Source organism: Niallia nealsonii (genome assembly GCF_002835805.1).
GTDB classification, from domain to species: domain Bacteria; phylum Bacillota; class Bacilli; order Bacillales; family Cytobacillaceae; genus Niallia; species Niallia nealsonii.
The window spans coordinates 1-24,203 of the sequence record NZ_PISE01000065.1 but is presented as its reverse complement, the minus strand read 5'-3'; the positions used below and the strand labels follow the sequence as shown (position 1 = coordinate 24,203).

Here is a 24,203-nt window from a genome sequence, read left to right as displayed (position 1 = left end):
TGCTTTTTAGATTATTTTTGCTTTTTTAAGCTTTCAGGGATTTTAGGCATATGAATTAAAGGACTTGATGCTTGAACAAAAACTCTTGATAAAGACATAGTCATATTAGAAACTGTTTTAGCAACTGCTTTTTTCATGTATCTCACCTCCCTTAAATAAACCATTTATTTTATAGATGCTTTGTATCATAAACGGAAGAGAAGTAACTCCTTGAAGAAAAGCGCCTATTAAAAAAGCATTTAGCTGCAAGGTTATGGAGCATAAGAAGCTAAGAAATAGAAAAAAAAAGGCAATTCTCTTTTTCTTTTGTTCCCATTCTTTTGAGTGAACAACCTGACCTTTTTCATAGTATGGCAAATACCTTATATAAAGAAAAAGAGAAGACAATGCATAAATGAATATGGCAGTTGCCCCATCCGGCAAATAGGCTCCTATTAGAATTAAAATAGTGCTGCAAATCGAGCATGCTAATGCATGATGAAGATGAGGCCCTCCTGTAAGCATTCGCATGATCATAAACGAAAGAGCTATCATAAACATTTCCATTGTTTTTCCAACCAAAAGGCTAAAAAATAATAGAAACACTAAGGTAATTAATATATTCAGCATAATGGTGAATCCAAAAATCAAAATATCTTTTGATGCCGTTTCCTCTGGATTAATCTTCTTTATTTTATCTGCTAAAATTACTGCGTATCTTTCCACCACATGTTTCGCTCCTTATAAAATAGGAATTTTCACCAGTATGTTGACAGGATCTAATTCCATGTCTACTGTCGCCCTATTTTGCCTTAATTTAATTAAAGCATCAAATAAGCCTAGCTCCATATTATTTGGATCAATAGTAAGATTTGCTTCTATTTTATAAATGAATTTTGTATCTGATATATCCAACTCTATTGAAATTAACTTTTTTTCGTTTTGCTTCATATCATAGAGTGTCAGCATTAAATCATCAATAATTAAGCTGATGTTGCGAATTTGACCTAAACTGGCAAATTCTTCTGAACTAATATGACTATTAACATTCATTTCCACACCGAGCAAATCGGCTAATTTTCTTTTATTCACTAAAAAAGAATATAGCAGTGGATCTAACGCTTCTATTCCCTTTCGCAAATTTTTGTTTTTCCAAATCATATTCATTTGCTGCAGCTCGTGGGTATCTATATAATCTGCAATAATATCAGAAGATCCAGCATGATTCAGCTTTTCTATTGTTCTAAAATGCATGACATAATTTTGTTTTAATTTTTCGACAAAGGCTGCTACTTGCTGCTCTTGATCTAAATAATATTTTTTGGCAAAAAGCAGCTGTTCCTTCTGCAATTGAGAATGAAAGATTAAATAGCATAGCATCATCGCAAACAGGACAACAATGCTCAACAAGATAAAGGAATATTTCACTTGCTTGTCTGCCATTAAAACAGTTGCACCGAGGACAATAAAGATATAAGTCATCGCAAAAAGAATTTGGATGATTCTTTTCGTTTTTTTCTCTATATGGTCTGCCTTTAGTTGATACCGCAATTCTGATATTTGCAATTTATTTTTATATAAAACAAAACAGGAAATCAACAAAATGGAAATGGTTATCATTGGAACAAACACTGTAAAATTACTCATTTGATACAATTTTAAATAACTTCCTTGCAAAAAGCTTGTCAACAGTTCAATAACCAGTAATTGCAAAAATAAATAAAATCCATATCCTATACTTGTTAAAGCAATTGCTTCTAAATTTTTAGTTTTTAATCCTATTTTAAAAAGAAAAATTAAAATAATAATCTGCAAACCTACGATAACAGGAACCGACATGGAAGTTAGATGCAATAATATTGAAATAAAACTCATGCATGCTGATTGAATTATTATATTTTTTATATAGTAGTTGTATTTATAACCTAGGAGAATAAGTGGAAAGGAGATTAATCCAGCCCATTCTATTAAAGAAACTAAAAAAGTTATAATATAGCTCATCAAAAATCGATCTCCCAACTCTCTAAAAACCATTACTGTTATACGTCAATAGAAGTATGCTTACTTTCTGGAATGGTTATTTTTATCTGCAAGCCCTCATTTGGCTCGCTCCATATTTCTAGATTACCATTCATTGTTTCGATAATTGACTTACAAATCGGCAGACCTAAACCAGTCCCCTCATCCTTAGTAGTATAGAAAGGGTGAAAAATACTTTCTAACTGTTCTTTCGGGATGCCAGGTCCACTATCTTTAATATAAATGGCAATATTTTTATGGGGTTCTTTTACTGCTTCTACAGAGATTGTTCCATCCTTCTGAATAGCCTCACCTGCATTTTTTATTAAATTTATTACTAAACGTTCAAAATGATTGGAATTCCCCGAAATATAGAGGCTTCCCTCTAAGTTAGTAGTAAACATGATATTTTTTTTCTCAAATTGCAGGGAATAGATGGTGACTATTTTTTTTAGACTATGTTTCACATCAATGATGGATAAATTGTCGTTATGCAAGTGCATTTTTGATAATGTCAGCAGTTCTTGAATAAGATATTCTATTCTATTTGCTTCTTCTCTAATGATGGAAGAATATTGAGCGATATTCGTTTCCGATTTCGCTAGTGCTTCCTTTTCAAGATATTGAGTAAATCCAATAATAGTAGTGAGTGGATTTCTAATTTCATGTGCAAAGAAAGCCGCCATTTTTCCTATTTCTGAGTCAAACTCATCCCCTGACAGCTTTGGGGTTTCCGGGGTGTATACTGACTTTGATTTTTCTTTTAATTTTTGTTTTCTTTTTAGCCATCTTTTGCTAAATACACGTATCATAATGAAATCTTGCACTCCTAGTGAATTCTCTATCTTCTTATCTTTATAATATATTGTTATATATGGATAATTGCTATTTATTTATACTGTGAATATTGAACTATTCGATATTTCAGCTTCATATTCCTTTTTTTTTAGAAAAAAGAATTAGTTCATTTCATAAAAAAAGACCGCTTTCTCTTTAGAAAACGGCAGAAAATTGGAGATAAAGGACTACTCATAAATTAATAAAATGGTTTTTAATAGAAACATCTATTAAATTGCTCAATTAATCTTATTTTGCTTTTATTTGAAAAAAGATGTAGGTGAGTTCTTTTTCCATTAACAAAATATTTTTAATATATTGCATCAGCTATTATTAAACCATATTATATATAATGATGAAGTATTCATTTCATCTGTTTTTCGGGTAATTCCCTCTCGTTTTCTCTCTTTTTTTCTTCATTTTATATAAAAATATAACTTTAGGAATATTTTTAGGAAGTGATATATTGGATTTTTCAGCAGTTGGTGAAAAGATAAAAGAACTGCGCAAACAAATGAAACTGTCGCAAAAAGATTTAGCACACAATATTTGTACACAAGCGCAAATTAGCAAAATTGAAAAAGGGGAGGTTTTGCCACTCTCCTCTACACTATACTTAATCTCCCAACGTCTAGGCATTGATGTTAATTATTTTTTCGATATTGGAACTACACCAAGATTGGATTATATCATAGAAACAACCAGGCAATTAAAGGCCGCCCGCAGAAATACTGATTACGGGACAATAAAACAAATTGTTGAAGCAGAAGAGCATAATCCATTATTCACTCGCAACAAAAAGCATTTCCAAATTATCCTTTGGCATAAAGCCATCTATGAATATGAAGTAAACCGAAATTTCCAAAAGGCTATTGCATTAATTGATGAAGCTATAAAATTAACTTTTGATAAAGTTTATACAGAAAAAGAAATAGAAATTTATACAAGCAGGGGCATCTTTTATTATGAAGAAGGATATATTGAAGAATCTTTAAAGATTTACTATGAAGCTTTGAACTGGCTAAAAGAGATTCCCCATTTACAAGATGATACGATTAAAAGCAGGCTTTATTTGAATATTGCTATATCACTTACCGACCTTAAACAGTATGATCAATCGATAACCTGCTGCAAAGAGGCCATTGATTGGGCGATCAAAAAAGATAATCTTTACTTGCTTGCACATTTTCATTATCATATTGGCTTTAACTATGAACTCCAAAATAAACTTCAACAAGCAACAAATTATATGAAAGAAGCGCTTATGATTTTTCAGCTAGTAAAAGATAATCGCTACACAGAGGAAATTCAAGATAAAATTAATAGATGGAATTCCTAACTCCTTTATTCTTTAGCTCGGTTAAACTTAGCTGTTGATTTCCACTCCAATCAACAGCGTACAAAAAATCAACCATTAGATTTAACACAGTCTATTCTTTAAAACTAGCTTATATATCAGCTAGTTTTTTTATTTTTCTCCAAAGAATTCCCATTCAAATAAGCAGAATCGCGAACCTTTTGCAGCCAATCAACTAATTCCTCTTAATGAAAAAGGATATACACATATGATTATAGTCCTATTTTTAGGAAAACATCCTTATTTTAGACCAATATACCCACTCAATAAGTTGCATCTCTATGATAATATAGTTTCATAGATTACTATTTCTTAGGAGTGAGTGTTACAAAATGAAGAAAAAAGTCACAGCTTTGGCAACCTTAGCTATATTTTCATCCGCCTTCACCGCACATGCATCTGCTAGTACATATGTCGTAAAAAAGGGGGATACTCTAAGCAGGATCGCCAAACAATACAGTACTACAGTCACAAATTTAAAAACTACTAATAACCTAGCTTCTGATACTATATATATTAATCAGAAACTGAATTTGTCCGAAAATACCATCCAAAAAAAATCATCTGCTGCTTCAAGTAGTATAGAGACTAAAACAACTACCGCAGCAAAAACATATACAATTGTTTCTGGCGATACACTTTCAAAAATAGCAAATAAATTTTCCATCTCCCTATCCGATTTAAAAAGTTGGAACAATATTACATCTAATTTAATTTTTCCTGGCAATAGATTAGTCGTTTCCAAACCAGCCAATACCGCAAACTTGAATACGAGTTCTGTATCAACTAGCACAACAACAACAACAACTAATACGGCCAATTCTACTACTTATACAATTAAGAGCGGGGATACACTTGGGAGAATTGCAGCACAATATAACTTGTCTGTTTCCCAGCTAAAGAGATTAAATAATTTGACATCTGATCTCATCTTCGCAGGACAAAAACTAAAGATTACAGGAACCTCCTCAAGCAATAGCACAACCGAAAGCAGCAAGGTGGAATCCAGCAGTTCAAACTCTACCGTTAACGTATCCAATTCAAACAATTCGTCTGTTGCTTCAGGAGATATAGTATCTACAGCAAAAAAACTAATTGGCATTCCATACAGTTGGGGTGGAACTTCCACATCTGGTTTTGATTGCAGCGGCTTTGTTTATTACGTGTTTAATCAATCAGGCAAATCTATCAACCGCTATTCAGCACAAGGATATTATGATAGAAGTTATTATGTAGATACTCCTAAAATTGGGGATATTGTTTTCTTTGAGGGTACATATAAGGCAGGCATTTCACATTTAGGCATTTATATCGGGGGCAATCAGTTTATCCACGCCGATTCAAGTGGCGTCCGCATTACTAGCTTAGATAATTCTTATTATAAAAAGCATTTTTCAAGCTTTAAACGATTGTATTAAATGGTTTGCTTAGAAAAAAGGATCAGTTCACAATACGACTGATCCCTTTTTGCTTTTTGAATTTACTCCAGCTTCCCCTTCCTCCTCAATCCCCTACCATCTATGAAACAAAAGCGTTATAATTAAAGAATGGTTTTTTTTACGAATGAATTTTCCAAAAAGGAAAAAGTTCAATCGAATGGCCTAGTTCCAATTCCCACCGTTTATAGCGTGTGCTCTCTAAGGATGCCGCGTACTACAAGGGATGGATTTTTCCTATTTGCGTACTTATATAGAGATAAAGCTCTATAAACATCTATTTTAACGATAAGTCTAAAAAGGTGCTGCTTCTTTTGCCGCCTAACTAGACTTTTAAAAACTGGCATAACTGATCATGATATACACTGTCATCACAAATCTTTAGTGAATATATGAGGATTAGTTGTATATGTTAATGGTTCTAATGATTTTTTGGAGGGATAACAATGTTTCTAGACAAATATATAGAGCCGTTGAATTATTGCGCAGAGAACTTCATGCAAATACTTGATGCAAACAATCCCAACACACAAAAAGCAGTAGAAAAAGGACTGCTTCTTTATCGTCAGGGATTCGTTTCACAAGTAAAAATTGACAATGAAAAAGTAACAGGTGCGGTTCAGGATGTGACACCGGTCAAAGTTATCCTTGATTTAAACTTTATTCAAACTAGTTCTTGCACTTGTTACACAGAAGGAATCTGTCGTCATCAATTGGCCGTATTTTTTTATTTTCTTGGACTTGCAGGAAAAGTATCTACATGGATTGCAGATTGGCGTAAACCTAATAAAAAACCATTAGAGCTAAAAAATCTAAAATTAATGCGGGCAAGCGATTTATTGCAGGACAACGAAACAAATGAACCTGATTATACAGAATGGATTACTTCCTTTAATGAAAGTTTTGATTCTCTTATAGCAGCGAAAAGTCAAAAACCGCATAACATTACAGAAATGTATTATATTTATAATCGAAAATTAAAAAGCAATGCCCCTTTTCAAAATGAATGGAAGCTGCTTTATTTATTAGTAGGCAATGTTTATACATTTAAAAAGTTTCTACTACTAAGCAAAACACTAAACCATTCTGCCACAACGATTAATCGTTATTACCGGCATATATACCATGATTTATTGACAGGAATTGAAGAAAACATCTATAAATTAGCCAACTTTACCTTCCCCTTTTCTTTTGATCAATTTTTAGAAAGATTAAAAGGGGAATGCAGCGATATTCTTGTAATAAATCCAATCATTAAATTTGAATCAATCCAAATTTACCGCATGCTTTGGACAAATCTTTTGACAAAAAAACAATGGCAATTAGATGAAGCAGCAAGACTCTCTGCTATAAGTTCAAGTTCTTTTGCAGAAAAAATTGCTATTATTCACTTAGGAATCCTTTTAAAGGAGGATCAAAAGGCAATAGATCATATTCGTTCTTTAAAAACAACTATTATTCCTTACATGATCTATTGGATGGATTACTTCAATAGCCGCAAAGCTTGGAACAGACTAGAACCATATATTATGTCCTATATACATCCATTAAAGGATTACCTATCTATTGAATATGACGATATAGACTATTGTCATGAGTTTAGCATCATAGCCATTAAATCTATTGCTCCTTTTTGCGAAGCAAAAAACCGGTCTGATTTATTAGAAAAAGCGTATATACAAACACTGCCTTTTAGCTTTCGTCATTATGAAGCCTTTCTTTATGAAAATGCATTGTTTGATAAGTGGATTGATTTATTTACTTATATGGGAATGGGAATAGATGAACTAGATAAATATCAAATCAAAAAGCTTCAGGAATATGATCAAAGTCTCTTATTATCCCTTTATCACCGTTCTATCCAGGAACATATCGATTTAAAAACACGGGAACATTATCGTATTGCGGTTCGACAAATTAAAAAATTACGGACATTATACAAAAAGCTAAAAAAATCCAATGATTTCGAACGCTTCTTAATTCTCACTCTTGAGCGAACAAAACGGTTAAGAGCCTTTCATGAAGAATGCAGGAAAGGTAAGTTGATACATGCTGAAAACTAATTATTTAAAAATAAATGTTCATTATTATGAGGAAAAAGGTTTTTTTTTAACAGGAGTTTCAGAGGAAAGCTATATTCACCCTGACTATTGGAAAAAATTACTTTTTCAGTATCATCAAGAAAGTTACTTCGGAACTATTCTTCAAATAGATTCTGTTGATGGCGTAGAGGGCATTTTGTTAAATGCTTGGCAATTGTCTACACTATTTGCAAACGAGAGATTTAATCGTTATATCGATTGGGATTGGAATGAAACAGCAGAAGTCTGCTTAGCAGCAGCTCCAAGCCTTTATGAAGCAATAGAACAGAAGGAATGGATACCAGACTTTAAGGAGTGGGAAAATGACCGGTTTCGCTGGAGCCTGCCTTACAGAGTAATAGAAGAATTTAATGCATCCTTTTGGGAAGAAACACTGCCAGACGAATTAGAAGGAAGATCAAATCGAGAATTTATTGATAGCTGGTTTAATCAATCATTAGATGATTATTTAAATCAAAATAAAGAAACAAAACAGCAATTCAGCCAAAAAATGACAGCACTGCAACATGCTAATATTCCTCCATCTAAATTGGCCGTCTACTTTACAGAAGCAACTTGGCAAGAATGGATGGGGCTTTCAGAAAACACTTGTCCCTTTGCACTTGGAATCAAACTGGAAGAGCCAACTGAATTAGATGCCACTTGGAATCTAGAACTTTTTCTAAAAAGTAGAGATAATCCTGACATGGTAATAGATGTTCACGATACTGCTAATATGCCAAAAAAATGGATCCTTTTCGAAGATTATATAGAAGAGGAACAACATCGCTTAATTAATCTGTTTCCATGGCTAAAAGGGAACAGAGGGATTACAAATCAGCTAACAGAAGAAGAGGCATGGATGTTTCTAACAGATGCTAGTGAAACACTGCTTGCTTTAGGTGTCGATATTCTTCTTCCATCTTGGTGGCAAGCAATGAAAAATGCCAGCATAAAAGTAAAAGCAAAAGTATCTAATGCCAGCCATCGTCCATCTTTTGTGGGACTAGATGCCATGCTTGATTATAATTGGCGCTTTTCCATGAATGGAGTAAACTTATCAGAAGAAGAATTCAACAAATTAGTGGAAGAAAAAAGGCGACTTGTTTTTATAAGAGGAAGATGGATTAAACTGGATCCTTCCTTTATACGGCAAATACAGGATCTAATGAAAAAAGCCGAAAAAGAAGGGCTGCATGTTCGAGATTTAATTGAACAAGAACTGCTGCAAACAGAAGAACAGCAGCAAGATGACTTAGACAATCCTAAATTATTTGCCAAAATCCAAATCGAATTAAATAAACAGTGGCGCACTATGATTCATCAATTAAAGGAAGTAAAAAACCTTCCATTGGAAAAAGTGCCTGGAAGCTTTTTAGGAGAATTAAGACCATATCAAGTTCTTGGGATGAGCTGGATGCTTTTCTTAAGAAAATACGGATTCGGAGCAATACTTGCCGATGATATGGGACTTGGGAAAACAGTTCAGCTTATCTCTTATCTATTAAAGGTGAAAGAAGAGGAAAAAAAGAACACAGCGCCTGCACTTATCATTTGTCCTACATCTGTTCTCGGCAATTGGCAAAAGGAAATCGAACGCTTTGCGCCAAACTTAAAACTTCATCTGCATTATGGCTCTAACCGTTTAAAAGATGAATTCTTTATCGAACATGCAGAGAATTGTGATATCGTCCTAACTTCTTATGGTTTAACCCATATAGATTATGAACAATTTAATCAAATAACTTGGAGCTCCATCTCGATTGATGAGGCGCAAAATATTAAAAATTCACAGACAAAACAGTCACGGGCTGTCCGCAAACTGAAAGCCAATCATTATATTGCGCTATCTGGGACACCGATGGAAAATCGTTTAAATGAGCTATGGTCTATTTTTGACTTTACCAACCATGGCTATTTAGGGAGTCTTTCCCAGTTTCAGAAACATTTTGTTATCCCAATCGAGAAGGATGATAACAAAGAGCAAGTGGGACGCCTCCAAACAATGATTCGACCTTTTCTATTAAGAAGAACGAAAAAAGATGAAGAAGTGGCGCTAAACTTGCCGGATAAACAAGAGCAAAAGGAATATTGTCCGTTAACTGCTGAACAGGCAGCACTCTACGAACAGCTGATTCATGATACTTTTGCGAGAATTGAACAATTATCCGGATTTGAGCGAAAAGGACTAGTATTACAGATGCTGAGTAGACTAAAACAATTATGCAACCATCCAAGCCTTTACTTAAAAGAAGAAAAACCAACCGACTTGCTCTCTCGTTCTGTAAAAATGGAAAAACTTGCAGAATTAACGGAAGCAATTATCGAACGAAATGAAAGTTGTTTAATCTTTACTCAATATATTGATATGGGTGCCATGATTCAGCAAATGATTAAAAAGAAATTCAATATTGATGTACCTTTTTTGAATGGAAGTGTCCCAAAAAATACACGGGATAAACTAATTCAACAATTTCAGGAAAATGAATTCCCCATTTTTCTACTGTCATTAAAAGCAGGTGGAACTGGTTTAAACTTAACAGCTGCTAATCATGTGATCCATTATGATCGCTGGTGGAATCCTGCTGTAGAAAACCAAGCAACAGACCGAGCTTATCGTATCGGCCAAACTAAATTTGTACATGTCCATAAAATGATTTGCACAGGAACATTAGAAGAAAAGATTGATGCAATGCTCGAGAAAAAACAATCATTAAATGATCAAATAATCCAAAATGAAAATTGGATAACAGAACTATCGACAGATGAGTTAAAAGATCTTGTCTCATTATCCTAATGTTCATTAAGCCCCTTCCTTTTCTCTTTTGGCAGGGGCTTTCATTTTTTGTTCATCCAATGTACTGTATAATTGTAGTAAATATAAGTCATTATACTCTAGGAGGGCATTTTTTGAAGACTTTTAAATTAATATCTGTTCAAGTTTTGCTCGCAGATAAGATAATTCCAATTGACCTTGTGGATGGCCTTATCATTAACAAAGAAGATGAAAAAAGCAAGTGGCTTCTAGAAATGTATACAACACATGAATATATAGATTTTTTTAAAAAAAGAAAAATGCAAAAAGGAAAAATGCTTGTACATGCTGTTATTACAAAAAAAGAAAATGACCCTGCGCCTTTTGAAGTAGAAATTCTTTCGATTCAAGTATTTAATAATACAGCAAGCATTCTATTAGAGGGAAATTTAAAGAGAGATCGCATTGATTACGCAGAATTACTGCTTGATTATTTACTGAGAGAGGGATTTGCTGGAGAAGAATTATCTATTAAATTTAAAGAACTAATGCAAAGTAAACCACAAGCTTTTTTGGAAAAAAATTAAACCAGCATAAAAAAGGGACAGATCTATCCTAAAAAGACAATACCCTTAAAAACAAAATTAATATGTTAGCATGCTTGAATATAAAGCAAAATTTCAATCAGGCTTTTATGGGCAAGTTTCTATTCTCATTTTCTTCTATCCCCCCTTAGACGGGGACTAAAAGCCCGGTAATATGTGATAAAAGGGGCAACCAATAGCAAAAAAAGCTTATTGGAAAGCCCCATCTTTATCTCATCACATATAGAGCAAAAATGAATCCTCAAAAGGGCATAGACCTTCTGTGATGCTTATTCGTCTAAATTATCTTTGTCTTCTACATCATTTTTGTCTTCAATGATATCTTCACCAGGGTCATTATTGTCGATTGTAGCATCCCCATCATTGTCCGTATTTTGATCAGATGAATCAGGGACATTATCATTATCCAGATCTGTATCTACATCGTTATCGTCAATATCTGTATCCTCAATGGTCGTATCATCCTCCGGAGCTGGGTTTTGATCATCATCCCCACATCCAGCAAGAAACATTGCAGACAACAAAGAACATCCTAAGATTTTTAACCATTTACTTGTCATGATAGAACCTCTCTTCTTAGTAGTATTTTTGCTGACCTTCACTTTTGGTCAACTATTAGCATATCCAAGAAAAAGAGATTATTACCTACAACAAGAAAATCCCAAAAATTAACTAATAAGAATAAGCAGGCTATTGCTTTTTACTTTTGACAGAATGTATAATCCCATTAATCAAACATGATTATTCTTCTTTCTTATCTCCTAAAGCAAACATAATTTCTGCTTCACATGCAATTTCTCCATCAACCGTCGCCACACATTTACCTTTGCCAATCTTCCCTCTAACTCTGGTCATTTCCACTTCCAAACGAAGCTGATCGCCAGGATATACTTGTTTTTTAAATCGACAGTTATCTACTCCTGCAAAAAAGGCAAGTCTTCCTTTATTTTCTTCTTTAATTAGCATCGCCACTGCACCTACCTGTGCTAATGCTTCTACAATTAAAACACCTGGCATTACAGGGAAATCTGGAAAATGTCCATTAAAATATTCTTCATTTGCAGATACATTTTTAATGCCGACTGCTTTTTTTCCTTCCTCCACCTCTAAAATTCGATCTACTAACAAAAACGGATATCGATGGGGAATAATTTCTTTTATTTGATTAATATCAAGCATTTCATGACCTCCTCTTAATATGTAGTTCTATATTATTGTACTAAAAAAGAATATAAAAAAGGAAGGGAATTTATTACCTTCCCTTCTCACAACGCTATATTGCTATTTTTTATTTACTAAATCAATAATATGCGTCCAAGTTTCCTTACTAAAAGTATCGGAAACTTTTCCACTGCCTAACACACTATATCCTATAATTGCTCCTAAAGTAACACTTAATGCTAATAAAACAGTAATAATAATAAGACGCATCCATATAGGAATAAGGCGAACTCTAACTTTTGTAAGCGAATCGGCATTTTTATTTATTTTTTCCTGCTGATTACTTTTTTCTTCGATAAGCTCTTCCCTTGTTTTAACAAGTTCTTGACTTGCAGCCATATTATATCGATTCTCCTTTGTGCCGTTTTAACGGACAGTAACTCCCATAGCTTTTCTCTTTGATGTCTATAAAAATTTTTCTGAATTCTTAGTCCGTAAAAAACCTTTTTTCTTCACGAATAAAGATTTTGTCTACTCTAATCATTAATATAGATTTCCTCAAAAACTGTCCGCCACAACTGATTTTGCTAACAAACAAATGTAGATAAAGTGAATCTTTCAATCAGTGGGGGTTTTCCTCTCCTGATTTAGAAATGGGGGTCACAAGCCCATTAAATAGGGATAAAAAACACTCTAGATATTGTATTTTTCTTTAACGTATACCGTTAACAAGCCCCATCATTTGATCTGCCATTGTTATAGATCTGGACTGAAATTGATAGGCACGTTGTGTAGCCATAAGATTTACCATTTCGCTGCTCATATCAACATTCGATTTTTCTGATGCATTTTGTTGAATAGCAATTTGCTCTCGTAAATTTCCATCTAAATTGGTCAAGATTTCATTTGCATTCCCAGCAGTTGCTGCTATCCCATATAAATTGTTTCCCCTTTTTTCGAGAAGTTGGGGAAGGTTTGCGTAAGAGACTCCTAAATTAATGCTTTGCTCTTCTCCGCCGTTTAGATCAGCAGTTAAAGTTCCTGTGGAAGAAATGTGATAATCCTTTACCTTATTGCTAAGGATAATTGGGTTATCATTTTCATCTAAAACAGAATACCCCTCTTTTGTCACCAGCATATTCTCCGTATCTGATACTGGAGATAAATAAAACGCTCCATCTCTTGTATATTGAACTTCGTTTGTATCTCCATTGTTTATCTGTACACGATACAGCTGCCCTTCTTTTGTAAAGGCTGTATCTAAAGATCGATCAGATGTTGTAATGGATCCTTGCGTCATTACTGTTTGAGTTTGCGCTAATTTTGCACCTACACCTTGTCTAATTCCATTAGGAGTTAAACGATTTACTTCTTTCTCTGCATCTTTTTGATTATTAAACTGTTGTGTCAAAAGATCAGTAAATGTTGTGCTTTGTGTTTTATATCCATTTGTATCTATATTGGCAATATTATTGCTTATGCTATCCATTTGCTGCTGTAGCTGTGTTAGTGTATTAGTCGCTGTAAGCATTACTCTATTCATCGTATCCCCCTTATGGGTATTAACCTAAGATTAAATCTTGCCTATTTCATTTGCAGCTTTTTCCATACTTTGGTCATATGCTTGCAATATTTTCTGATTTGCCTCAAAGGATCGATAGGCTGTCATCATTTCTGTCATAGATTTGGATGTATCTACATTGGAGCTTTCCAAATATCCTTGCTTTACTTGAAACTCTACCCCATTCGCTGTATAAGCATCATCAAGGTCCATTCCATCTTCTTGCCTATATAATCCATCGCCTTCTTTTGTTAGCATTTGTGGATTATCGGTATAACTTATCCCTAAGCGAAATGTTTCCCCATTGCTCCCAGTTATTACACCATCATCAGAAACAGTAAAATTATCATTTGAAAGCTGTATAGGATTATTATTATCATCCAAGACGCTATAACCATTTGAAGCGGTCAGAATACCTTGACTATTCAAAGTAAAGTTTCCATTTCTTGTATAGCGCATATCTCCGTCTGCATTTTGCACATTAAAGAAAATGGATCCCTTTTTATTATCTTCATTGCCAGGAACATCTGTATCAATTAACGCCATATCTGTTTTTAAGCCCGTATCCCTCATATCTCCTTGAACAAAATTAGGTATTGCTTCCTGCATATATACGCCCGTCGCTAATGAGCCAATTTCACTTCTTTTCGTTGCTCCTGAGAGAGATTTTTCTACACTTTTCTGCAATAATTCAGGAAACGTACGAATGCTGGCACGATCTTCTTTAAAACCAGGAGTATTGCTGTTCGCTACATTATTGGTCAACATTTCTGTTTTTCTTTGTTGTGTGAGCATTCCAGAAGCTGCTGTATAAAAACCCTTAAACATAATTTATCTCCCATTTCTTCTCAAACTATCATTATTTTTAAGAAATATGTCGAACTTTCACATATACCTATTATAAAAAAAATAACTAGATAAAACAGCATTATTTTTTGGAAAAAATATAAAAAACATTATTAATTTTTTCCATTTTAAAACATAACTATTTGCTCACTATTTTATTTATTCTATTTACAATAGAATACTTTATATTTACGTCTTACATTACTCATTTACAAAAAACCAAAACGTCTTACTGTACGGTTTAGCCTTTATTGTGCTATATTCTTAATTATATAAATTTTCTTAAGGAGTGAACGACATTGGGAAGGCATTATTGCGCATTGGCAAAGTGGCAGAATTAAGTGAATTATCAGTAAGGACAATAGATTATTATACGCAAAATGGGTTATTAGAGACGCAAAGATCTTCCTCAAATTACCGTCTTTATTCAGAAGATGTGATTCATACACTAGAAAGAATAAAACTTTTAAAACAACAAAGGATGTCCATTCAAGAAATAAAACAAGCATTAAAATCTAATGTACCGATGGAAATAGAACCTATTATAAGTGATGTTCAAGATGAAATACATTGTCTGCAAAAAAAACTTTCTATATTGGAAGAAAAACTTAAACATGTTTCACAAGAAGAAAAAATACGGGTTTATAACAGAATTGAACCTAACTTATCAGCTATCATGACTCTAATGACACTACTATAATTATTTTTTGGAGGTGAATCCCTCTTATCGAGGGAAATAATTGGACATTATTACCATTACAAATTTATTCTTGCTTGCCGTTCTGATCATACTTACCGCATTTTTTGTTGGATCTGAATTTGCAGTTGTGAAAATCCGTATGTCAAGGATTGATCAGTTAATTGCTGAAGGAAACAAAAAAGCAGTTATGGCTAAAAAAGTTGCGAGTGATTTAGACTATTACCTCTCTGCCTGTCAATTAGGTATTACTGTTACTGCACTTGGACTTGGCGCGCTGGGTAAACCTGCTGTAGAACGTTTATTATATCCCCTATTTAATTATTTCCATGTATCTGAAGCAATATCATCAATAGCATCATACGCTATTGCTTTTATTCTAGTAACTTTTCTTCATGTAGTTGTTGGAGAAATGGCTCCAAAAACATTAGCTCTTCAATTCTCTGAAAAGTTAGCACTGATGCTTTCTGCGCCACTATATTGGTTTGGCAAGATTATGTATCCTTTTATTTGGGCATTAAATGGTGCTTCACGCATCATTCTTCAAGCTTTCGGAGTAAAACCTGTAGGTCATGAACATGCTTATTCTGAAGAAGAATTGAAAATTGTTATGGCACAAAGTTTTCAAGGTGGCGAACTGAATCAAACAGAACTTGAATATATGGAGAATGTATTCTCCTTTGATGAACGTGTTGCAAAAGATATCATGGTTCCCAGAACTTCCTTTATTACCTTGGATCAACATATGCCATACGATGAACTTGTCCGTGTTTTAGATGAATATAACTATACTCGCTATCCTGTAACTATTGATGGAGACAAAGACAAAATTGTCGGAATGATAAATGTAAAAAAAATGCTTACCAGTATGGCTTCAGGAAGAGATCATAAATTAACAGAGTTTGTTCGTGACCTTCCAGCCGTGCTTGAAACAACTCGAATCCAAGATGCATTATTGAAAATGCAACAAAAAAGAGTTCATATGGTATTAGTTATCGACGAATACGGAGGAACTGCGGGTCTTCTTACTATAGAAGATATTTTAGAAGAAATTGTTGGCGAAATTAGAGATGAGTTTGATTCTGATGAAGTAGCAGATATCCAGAAAATTGGAGATAATCAATATTCCATCAATGGTCTTGTTCTATTAAGTGATCTAGAAGAGCGCTTTGGCTTTATATTCGAAGAAAAGGATAATATCGATACTATCGGTGGCTGGATTCAGTATCAATTAATTGATACTGTGCAACTGGATGATCAAGTAGAAGACGAGAATCATTTATGGACGGTAACAGAAATGGACAATTACCAAATCAAGCAGGTTGTTTTAACTCAACCTGTGATGAAAGATAATGTAAAGGATGTTCTTCCTCAATAATTTATCACGCATTAACGAGCAGTAACATCCACACCTCAAGATTGTAAGAAAAAACGAGAAATCTAGGTGGGGATAACTGCCCGTAAAAGCCTGATTGGTTCAACTAACAATCAGTGGAGGATGAAGAAAACCCCCACTGATTGAAGTTTCACTTTATAGTTGAATGGAAAATCTTTTAAATAGGGGAGTATGAATTGGACGGATTAATTGTTTTAAACTTGTTTTTAATAGCCATATTTATCGGGTTAACTGCTTTTTTTGTTGGAGCAGAATTTGCTATTTTAAAGGTAAGAATGTCAAGAATTGATCAATTAATTGCTGAAGGAAATAAAAAAGCAATTATAGCTAAAAAGGTTGCCAGTGATTTAGACTATTACTTATCAGCATGTCAATTAGGTATTACTATCACTGCTTTAATACTTGGTGCTTTAGGAGAACCCACGGTAGAGAAGATGCTTCATCCTTTATTTGAAAGATTTAGCATACCAGAAGCATTATCTACTGTCCTTTCCTACGGGATTGCACTTGCCATTGTAACGTTTTTGCATGTGGTTATTGGCGAGTTAGCTCCTAAAACGCTTGCTATTCAATTTGCTGAAAAAATGACCTTATTATTATCACCTCCGCTATACTGGTTTGGAAAAGTGATGTATCCATTTATTACAGCACTAAATGGTTCTTCTCGTGGTCTTCTTCGTGCTTTTGGAGTTAAACCAGCAGGTCATGAGACTGTCCATTCAGAAGAAGAGTTAAAATTAATCGTAACCCAAAGTTACGAAAGCGGAGAAATCAATCAAACTGAGCTGGAATATTTAGAAAATATTTTTGCATTTGATGAACGCATTCTAAAAGATATTATGATCTCTAAAGAAAAAATTGTTTCGTTAACAAAGGTCATAACTTTTGATGAAATGATTACAGTATTAGACCAATATGAATATACAAGGTATCCAATTACTTTGAATTCTCATACAGATGATTTTATAGGCTTTATTAATACAAAAGAAATGCTTACGAATGTTGTAGCAGGAAGAGAAGTAAAAATGCAGCAATTTATTCATACATTACCTAGCTTTTTAGAAACATCTCCCATTAAAGATGCGTTATTAAAAATGCAGCAAAGCCATATGCATATAGCTATTGTAAAAGGCGAAGATGGTCAAACAGTAGGTCTTGTAACAATGGAGGATATATTAGAAGAAATTGTTGGTGAAATTCGCGATGAATTAGTGGAAACCAGATAATCTATTACAAATTAAACAACCATTTCCATCTATATTTAAAAATATAATTTTAATAAAATAAATTTTATAATAAAAAAGGTCATTCTCTTGGGAACTTCTATCCCTTGATCATTGACCTTTTTTGTTTATTCTATTCTCTAATGGGTATAAAATGTGTATGGCGTATTTTCTTATCCTAGCTTTCTTTTCGGCAACTTATCGATATTATCTAACATAATGCCTGTCCCAATCGCTACACAATCCATTGGATTTTCTGCTACTAATACAGGCACTTTCAATTCTTCAGCCAAAAGTTGGTCGATGCCATGCAGCAATGCTCCACCACCAGTTAAAATAACTCCTCTATCAATAATATCTGCGGACAATTCTGGAGGAGTTCTTTCTAGAACACTTTTTGCAGCTTGAACAATAACAGCAACAGATTCTCTTAACGCTTGTTCAATTTCCTCTGACTTTACTTTAATTGTTCTTGGCAGACCTGATACCATATCACGGCCACGAATATCCATTTCTTCATTTCTTCCTCCTGGAAAAACGGTGCCAATGCCAATTTTAATATTTTCTGCTGTACGCTCACCAATTAACAATTTATATTGTTTTTTAACATAATGAAGAATTTCATTATCAAAATTATCTCCGGCCATTTTAATACTTGAAGAAGTAACGATATCTCCCATTGATAACACAGCAACATCTGTTGTGCCCCCACCGATATCCACTACCATATTTCCGCTTGGCTGAAAAATATCCATTCCAGCACCGATTGCTGCAACTTTCGGTTCTTCTTCTAAGTAAATCTTTTTCCCGCCACTTTTTTCTGCTGCTTCTTTAATCGCCTTTTGTTCTACACTTGTAATATTTGTAGGGCAGCAAATTAAAATTTTAGGCTTAGATAAAAAACCTTTAACATTTAATTTATTAATAAAATGTTTTAGCATTGCTTCTGTTACATCAAAATCAGCAATTACTCCGTCTTTTAATGGGCGTATTGCCACAATATTTCCTGGAGTTCGTCCAACCATCTTGCGTGCCTCTTCTCCAACAGCTAATACTCTTCCTGTATTTCTATCAAGGGCCACTACAGATGGTTCATTTAAAACAATTCCCCGGCCTTTTACATGTATTAATACATTTGCTGTTCCTAAATCTATCCCGATATCTCTAGCAAACATCCTTTTTCCTCCTGCCTTTTTTCCTAATTATTTTCATCATCCATATCTTTGTTTTTTTATGTCTTTTATAAGCTAGTTGTGCGTTTAGCATACTTTTATTGAAACAAAACAGCGCCTCTTATATTAAGATTGATTCTTTTTAGGATTAAATAAAGTCTTTTAGTTTATATTTCAAAAATACATTTGTATGCAAGATCTGCTACACATTTCTACACCAATTAATTACATGAAAAAACATTTTTTTCCATAACAATCGTTCTATCTATAATACAACATTGTTTTATTCATTTACTGTATAATTCTAGAAGTTAATTTGCATAATTCTTACGTTTATGCATAGTATTTATTTGACCTGCTCCAATTTTTTATTTTATCATAACCAGGCTTAAAGAAGTAACTTTTTGTCAATAATTAGAGCAATTTCCTCGGTTTTTTCTTATAGTCTTATAAAATGCAAAAATCGTTCGTACTTTTGGATTATAAAAATTGCTGATGCAAAAAAAATCGAGCTATCTCGCACGATTTAAAAAGTTGAATAATTATGTATTATATACTCTATCGATAGACTAAATATTCTACCGATAGAGTATTTAGGATGATTCTCTTTGTTCATTTTTATCCATTCTTCTCGACTTTATTACACAGTCTCCCCTTCTAATTCTTCCTTCTTATATTTCATTTTTGTTGCTTCTCCACCTCTAAGATGCCGGATAGATTTATGGTAATCAAGTATTTCCTTTACTTCATTTGCTAAATCCGGATTAATTTCAGGAAGCCTTTCTGTTAAATCTTTATGGACTGTACTTTTGGATACGCCAAACTCCTTCGCAATAACGCGAACTGTTTTTCTCGTCTCCACGATATACTTTCCAATCTTGATAGTTCTCTCTTTGATGTAATCGTGCACACCACTCGCCCTCCCTAAATTGGATGTGAGAAGTGTGAAATGAGACTCGCTTTTCGCTTCATCGAAATTCTTCATCCCGCACGTTTCCTTTCATGCTAATAAATATTACACTTTTCCATGCGGCAGAAAGCTCACAGTTACTTTCTGTACTTATTGTGATTAATCATGTCCTCAACTACATATCCATTGGCTGTAAACGATTCCTCACTCCAAACTTCATCTTTGTAAGGTTTGTAACAGTTTATTAGCTTGGGTAAGACTTTATGCACAAAAATGTGAATAAGGACAAGTTATTTCTTGATTTTTTTAAAAATTCTTTTATTTATATATAAAAAAAAGCAATATTCTGCTTCATCCGTGATTTTCCTCAAACTTCTTCATCCTTTATTAAGCTTTAATTAAGCTTTCTATTTTAAAATGACAACATCACAAACTTAATGCTTCCCTAAAATTTATAAAGGAAATGAGGTTAGAAATTTATATGAAAAAAAATAAAAAAACAAAATGGCTTATCGGATTATCAAGTGTAGCAGCATTTACTGGATTTGTAGGACTCTTAAATAAATCGAATACGATTACAAACGAAGAAGTAGCTTCTATGAATAATAGCAACACCCAGACAGAACAGACAATGCCAAATACACAGAATCCTTTTTCAGATGATAATAGCAGCAACGAAACCCCTTCATCTGGGTCAGGGTCAGAATCGGGAGACTCTGGGCAAAATAGTCAATCCTCCAACAGCAGCGATTCTTGGGCAGGTGATTATGAGGGAAATGATTCAAACAGCTCTAATAACGAAAACAGTTCAGGAGGAAACGGAACACAAGATTCCTTTAGCCAACAACAGCCTAATGGACCAACCAATGGGCAAAATAACGAAGGACAAAACAGCTTTGAACAAGGTCAAGGAGGAGAAATCACTGGAGGAGCCTCTTGATACAAGCTTTGCTAGTGATTAAGAAAACTTATCTAATCATGCTTTATAGGAAGAAAATACACATATTAAGCAAAGGAGTTGATAATCATGTATGAATTTTCGTGTATGAATACCACCATACAAGCATTTGATTTGCCAAAAAATACTCAATCTAAAGTAGAAAAGCTTTTTCGCAAATCAGAGCAGACACTATCTCGTTTCCATTCATCTAGCGAACTTTCTCAGCTTAATCATTCCTTTCAAATACCTTTTATGTGCAGCCCTATTTTATTTGAAGCAGTTGCAATTGCCCATTTATATTACGAGAAAACAAATGGATTATTTAATCCCTATTTAGGAAAACAAATCTCTTCCCTTGGATATGACCGTAGTTTTGAAAAAATAAAACCGATAAATATAAATTCTGAAAAATTATGTGATTTTCAAAAAAACAACAAAAGTATTAGTTTTCATATTGGGATGAAAAGCATCACCATAGAAGATAACATGTATATTGATTTAGGGGGAATTGCAAAAGGCTGGACTGCACAATGCATCAAAGAGGTTCTCAAACAAGATGGCTATAAATCGGGTGTTCTTGCAGCAGGAGGAGATATTGTTGCATGGGGAAAAAAACAAAAAATCCGCTTAGAGCATCCTTGCCATAAAAATGCTTCCATCTGTTCCTTTGAACTAACCACTGATGCTGGAATTGCAACCAGCTCTATTATAAAACGAAGATGGCATTCTTTAGAGGGAAACACCTATCATCACATCCTTGATCCTCGAACTTCTCTGCCATGCTATTCTGATTTACAACAAGTTTCTGTTATGGCACCAACATTAACGGAGGCAGAGGTTTTAGCCAAATGCATGCTGATTTTGGGATGGCAAGATGGTCTGTCTATGCTAAGTAAATTCCATAAGCCACTTGCAGCTATTGCCTTAACTAAAAGGAGAGAGGTTGTTTCTGATGGTGACCTTAGCTATTTTATAAAAGGAGGTTCATTAGTATGTTAGATGAATTAAGCACTTTTTTCAGTGTTTGGAATGTAACACGAGGGGCCGCTATTACAGCCTATTTACTATTATTTATATCGATGATTACAGGCATTTCCTATAAACTGCCGCTAATGCCTAAACGTTACAATCAAACTGTTTTAACTGCCCATGAAGCAACAGGCTGGTTTGCTTTATTGTTCGGTATGGTGCACGGTATTGTTTTATTATTTGAAAAGGAATATACCTCTTATACCCTTATTAATATTTTAGTTCCATTTACTGTAAAGCACAATGCCGTTTCATTATGCTTAGGAATATTTGCTTTTTATGGATTGTTATTATTAATTTTATCGACTGATTTTATTAAAAGGCTTGGAAAAAAAGCATGGAAAACCATTCATTTCCTATCATTTCCCGCCTTTTATTCTTCTTTATTTCATGGTGTTCTTATTGGATCTGATAGTGAAAGCCCAGTAATGCTCAGTCTATATATTTTCACAGGAGTTACGGTATTATTTTTAACCATATTACGCATCTTACATGAATGGAATCGGAGAAAAAAAACTCAAGCTGTAAATATGGATATTCAATAGAAAAAACATCTAAAGTTACTTTAGGTGTTTTTTACCTTTCTCAAAAGTTCCTTCTCTGCAAAAAACAAGCCGGCTCTGCCAATTTCAACATATTTTTGCTTTTTTCGATTTTTTTATTTTTATTTCCCGAGAAATTTGTCCATTTTCCCTTTAATTCAAAGAATTGTGGAGTATACTTTTTGGGATTAGAAAACAGGAATAAATAACCACATTTAACCTTTCCAATTAATAGACTTAAAGTAGCAAATCGAAGGAGAATCCTTAAAGAACTATCAAATAAAGTGAAACTTCAATCTGGATTTTCGCAGGCTAGTTTCTATCAGCAAAATGCGGCGAGAGAGTGGCCAATGATCTGAAAAATATTTTCTCTATTAAAGCCGCCACACTCTAGCACTTCAAATTAAAAATTTTGCAAATAAAATAGCCTAATCCACACAATTCTATTTTTGAAAGGGATTAGGCCATTTTTAGTTTTATGCGTTTGGATCTGATGAAAGGCTGCTTTCTGTATTTGTTTCTTCTTTATCAGTAGACTCATCTGTTGTAGATTCTTTTGAATCAGTTGATTTTTTCTCTACGGAAGAATCCTCTTTATTAGATTCTGTGCTATTTTCTTCTACAGCAGAATCCTCTTTATTAGATTCCGTGCTATTTTCATCAATTGTTGCATTTTCCTCTGTTTCTGCACTAGCGCCTACTGTTTCATCACTTTGTAAAGCACTTAAAGATTTATCAAAGTAATCAACTGGATTAACCGCTACATCATTTTTACGAATTTCGAAATGTACATGTACACCGGCTTCTTTATTAAATTGGCTTTGACCGCTTGTTGCAAGTGGGTCACCTTTTTCTACTTGGTCACCTTTTTCCACTTGAATATCTTTTACAGATTGATAAACTGTTTTAATGCCATCGCCATGATCTAATACAATTGTATTGCCTAACACAGAGTCCGTTGTTACATTTGTTACTGTACCGCTTAAAGATGCCACAACATCAAATTCACTATTGTCTTTCATTTTTAAATCAATACCAGTATTAGGTTGATACATATTATCGTAGAATACTAATGCATCTACTTGTTCTTCCTGGCTTACTGCATTATCGTAGAATTGTTTTTGTGTCTCTACTGCTTCTGGATCTGCTACTGGCCAAGTAAAGTTTTCAAATTCCTTGCTGACAGGCATTCCTGGATCATCTATTTGCTTTGTTGGGTTGTTAGTTGCATCATACTTAAAATCATCACTATCTGATGCACTATTTTGATACCAAAGAACACCTGACAAAATAATTGCTGCACTTGCAATATACACGGCTGGAAACGCCCAACGCTTTTTAAAGAAGCGTTTCACTTTTGAATCTGGAGAAGTACGTTTGTTTTCTTCCTCTCTCATTTTATCATCACCTCAGCAATCATTCTGAACAGATAATAAGAAATATATACATTTTTCTAAAAAAATTTTTAAAACTTATTTTTTGATAAAAAACTGATATTTATTCATTTTTTTTAAACTTAGTAAAAATATTCCTTTTACGAAAAATAGAAACCCCTCCATCTAAGAAAAATTCGCTGTGTTGTTGCAGTTTTTTATCATTAATTTTTGCCTTCTCTTTCTCGCCACTAAATTACCTAAATAAAAAAGCAGCAAATAAT

The 24,203-nt window shown here is 33.7% G+C and carries 23 protein-coding genes; 11 read left to right on the top strand and 12 right to left on the bottom strand.

All coding sequences use genetic code 11. The annotated features are described in order from the left end of the window. Positions 1-11: 11 nt before the first annotated feature. Genes CWS01_RS21060 through CWS01_RS21045 form a run of 4 tightly spaced genes read right to left on the bottom strand, consistent with a single transcriptional unit; the run spans position 12 to position 2,810 of the window. The gene (locus CWS01_RS21060) at positions 12-137 is read right to left on the bottom strand and encodes a cyclic lactone autoinducer peptide (RefSeq protein WP_101179321.1); all 126 of its coding nucleotides are present in this window, start codon (positions 135-137) and stop codon (positions 12-14) included. Continuing rightward, a complete protein-coding gene (locus tag CWS01_RS21055) occupies positions 118-708 on the bottom strand; it encodes an accessory gene regulator B family protein (protein ID WP_101179319.1) in 591 nt (196 codons plus the stop codon). The genes CWS01_RS21060 and CWS01_RS21055 overlap by 20 nt, the downstream gene beginning before the upstream one ends. A gap of 12 nt (positions 709-720) precedes the next feature. After that, positions 721-1,980: a hypothetical protein gene (locus tag CWS01_RS21050; protein ID WP_101179317.1), complete on the bottom strand. Its 1,260-nt coding sequence runs from the start codon at positions 1,978-1,980 to the stop codon at positions 721-723. A 38-nt stretch (positions 1,981-2,018) separates the two neighbouring features. Continuing rightward, the gene (locus CWS01_RS21045; protein ID WP_101179316.1) at positions 2,019-2,810 is read right to left on the bottom strand and encodes a two-component system sensor histidine kinase NtrB; all 792 of its coding nucleotides are present in this window, start codon (positions 2,808-2,810) and stop codon (positions 2,019-2,021) included. Positions 2,811-3,301: 491 nt separating this feature from the next. Between CWS01_RS21045 and CWS01_RS21040 the strand changes: the two genes are divergently transcribed. The 5 genes from CWS01_RS21040 (at position 3,302) to CWS01_RS21020 (ending at position 11,051) form a co-directional block, all read left to right on the top strand. Beyond that, positions 3,302-4,174 carry a helix-turn-helix domain-containing protein gene (locus CWS01_RS21040; RefSeq protein ID WP_101179314.1) on the top strand — a complete coding sequence of 291 codons (873 nt, stop codon included), beginning with the start codon at positions 3,302-3,304 and terminating at the stop codon, positions 4,172-4,174. A 350-nt stretch (positions 4,175-4,524) separates the two neighbouring features. Continuing rightward, on the top strand, positions 4,525-5,610 hold the full coding sequence (locus CWS01_RS21035) for a C40 family peptidase (protein ID WP_101179312.1): 1,086 nt from the start codon (positions 4,525-4,527) through the stop codon (positions 5,608-5,610). Between the two features lie 464 nt (positions 5,611-6,074). Beyond that, positions 6,075-7,691, top strand: coding sequence for an SWIM zinc finger family protein (locus tag CWS01_RS21030; RefSeq protein ID WP_101179310.1), 1,617 nt, complete (start codon positions 6,075-6,077; stop codon positions 7,689-7,691). Beyond that, complete coding sequence (locus CWS01_RS21025) at positions 7,678-10,506, top strand: DEAD/DEAH box helicase (RefSeq protein WP_101179308.1); 2,829 nt, start codon at positions 7,678-7,680, stop codon at positions 10,504-10,506. The genes CWS01_RS21030 and CWS01_RS21025 overlap by 14 nt, the downstream gene beginning before the upstream one ends. Before the next feature lie 113 nt (positions 10,507-10,619). Then, positions 10,620-11,051 carry a YwpF family protein gene (locus tag CWS01_RS21020; RefSeq protein WP_101179306.1) on the top strand — a complete coding sequence of 144 codons (432 nt, stop codon included), beginning with the start codon at positions 10,620-10,622 and terminating at the stop codon, positions 11,049-11,051. 287 nt (positions 11,052-11,338) lie between these two features. Here CWS01_RS21020 and CWS01_RS21015 read toward each other — a convergent pair whose 3' ends face one another. From CWS01_RS21015 to CWS01_RS20995, 5 genes are all read right to left on the bottom strand, one after another. Further along, on the bottom strand, positions 11,339-11,629 hold the full coding sequence (locus CWS01_RS21015; protein ID WP_101179304.1) for a hypothetical protein: 291 nt from the start codon (positions 11,627-11,629) through the stop codon (positions 11,339-11,341). 181 nt (positions 11,630-11,810) lie between these two features. Then, complete coding sequence (gene fabZ / locus CWS01_RS21010; protein ID WP_101179302.1) at positions 11,811-12,248, bottom strand: 3-hydroxyacyl-ACP dehydratase FabZ; 438 nt, start codon at positions 12,246-12,248, stop codon at positions 11,811-11,813. Between the two features lie 102 nt (positions 12,249-12,350). Next, positions 12,351-12,629, bottom strand: coding sequence for a DNA-directed RNA polymerase subunit beta (locus tag CWS01_RS21005; RefSeq protein ID WP_101179300.1), 279 nt, complete (start codon positions 12,627-12,629; stop codon positions 12,351-12,353). Positions 12,630-12,942: 313 nt separating this feature from the next. Next, complete coding sequence (locus CWS01_RS21000) at positions 12,943-13,773, bottom strand: flagellar hook-basal body protein (RefSeq protein WP_101179299.1); 831 nt, start codon at positions 13,771-13,773, stop codon at positions 12,943-12,945. A 30-nt stretch (positions 13,774-13,803) separates the two neighbouring features. Then, complete coding sequence (locus CWS01_RS20995; protein WP_101179297.1) at positions 13,804-14,619, bottom strand: flagellar hook-basal body protein; 816 nt, start codon at positions 14,617-14,619, stop codon at positions 13,804-13,806. 331 nt (positions 14,620-14,950) lie between these two features. Here CWS01_RS20995 and CWS01_RS20990 point away from each other — a divergent pair, with 331 nt between their 5' ends. From CWS01_RS20990 to CWS01_RS20980, 3 genes are all read left to right on the top strand, one after another. Next, positions 14,951-15,337 (top strand): MerR family transcriptional regulator, encoded by a 387-nt coding sequence (locus CWS01_RS20990; protein ID WP_235852139.1) that lies wholly within the window; start codon positions 14,951-14,953, stop codon positions 15,335-15,337. Positions 15,338-15,377: 40 nt separating this feature from the next. Beyond that, entirely contained in the window at positions 15,378-16,712 is a 1,335-nt protein-coding gene (locus CWS01_RS20985) for a hemolysin family protein (protein ID WP_101179293.1), read from the top strand. Positions 16,713-16,906: 194 nt separating this feature from the next. Next, entirely contained in the window at positions 16,907-17,956 is a 1,050-nt protein-coding gene (locus tag CWS01_RS20980) for a hemolysin family protein (protein ID WP_101179291.1), read from the top strand. A gap of 170 nt (positions 17,957-18,126) precedes the next feature. Here CWS01_RS20980 and mreB read toward each other — a convergent pair whose 3' ends face one another. Both mreB and spoIIID read right to left on the bottom strand, forming a co-directional pair. Further along, on the bottom strand, positions 18,127-19,128 hold the full coding sequence (gene mreB, locus CWS01_RS20975; RefSeq protein WP_101179290.1) for a rod shape-determining protein: 1,002 nt from the start codon (positions 19,126-19,128) through the stop codon (positions 18,127-18,129). Positions 19,129-19,765: 637 nt separating this feature from the next. Then, on the bottom strand, positions 19,766-20,035 hold the full coding sequence (spoIIID, locus tag CWS01_RS20970; RefSeq protein ID WP_101179322.1) for a sporulation transcriptional regulator SpoIIID: 270 nt from the start codon (positions 20,033-20,035) through the stop codon (positions 19,766-19,768). 481 nt (positions 20,036-20,516) lie between these two features. On the opposite strand from spoIIID, the gene CWS01_RS20965 reads away from it, so the two are divergent. The 3 genes from CWS01_RS20965 (at position 20,517) to CWS01_RS20955 (ending at position 22,549) form a co-directional block, all read left to right on the top strand. Continuing rightward, positions 20,517-20,975: a hypothetical protein gene (locus tag CWS01_RS20965; RefSeq protein WP_101179287.1), complete on the top strand. Its 459-nt coding sequence runs from the start codon at positions 20,517-20,519 to the stop codon at positions 20,973-20,975. An 87-nt stretch (positions 20,976-21,062) separates the two neighbouring features. Then, positions 21,063-21,974, top strand: a complete 912-nt coding sequence (locus tag CWS01_RS20960; RefSeq protein WP_101179285.1) for an FAD:protein FMN transferase — start codon at positions 21,063-21,065, stop codon at positions 21,972-21,974. After that, the gene (locus CWS01_RS20955) at positions 21,968-22,549 is read left to right on the top strand and encodes a ferric reductase-like transmembrane domain-containing protein (RefSeq protein WP_101179284.1); all 582 of its coding nucleotides are present in this window, start codon (positions 21,968-21,970) and stop codon (positions 22,547-22,549) included. The genes CWS01_RS20960 and CWS01_RS20955 overlap by 7 nt, the downstream gene beginning before the upstream one ends. A 473-nt stretch (positions 22,550-23,022) precedes the next feature. Here CWS01_RS20955 and CWS01_RS20950 read toward each other — a convergent pair whose 3' ends face one another. Beyond that, a complete protein-coding gene (locus tag CWS01_RS20950; protein ID WP_101179282.1) occupies positions 23,023-23,943 on the bottom strand; it encodes a M23 family metallopeptidase in 921 nt (306 codons plus the stop codon). Positions 23,944-24,203 lie beyond the last annotated feature (260 nt).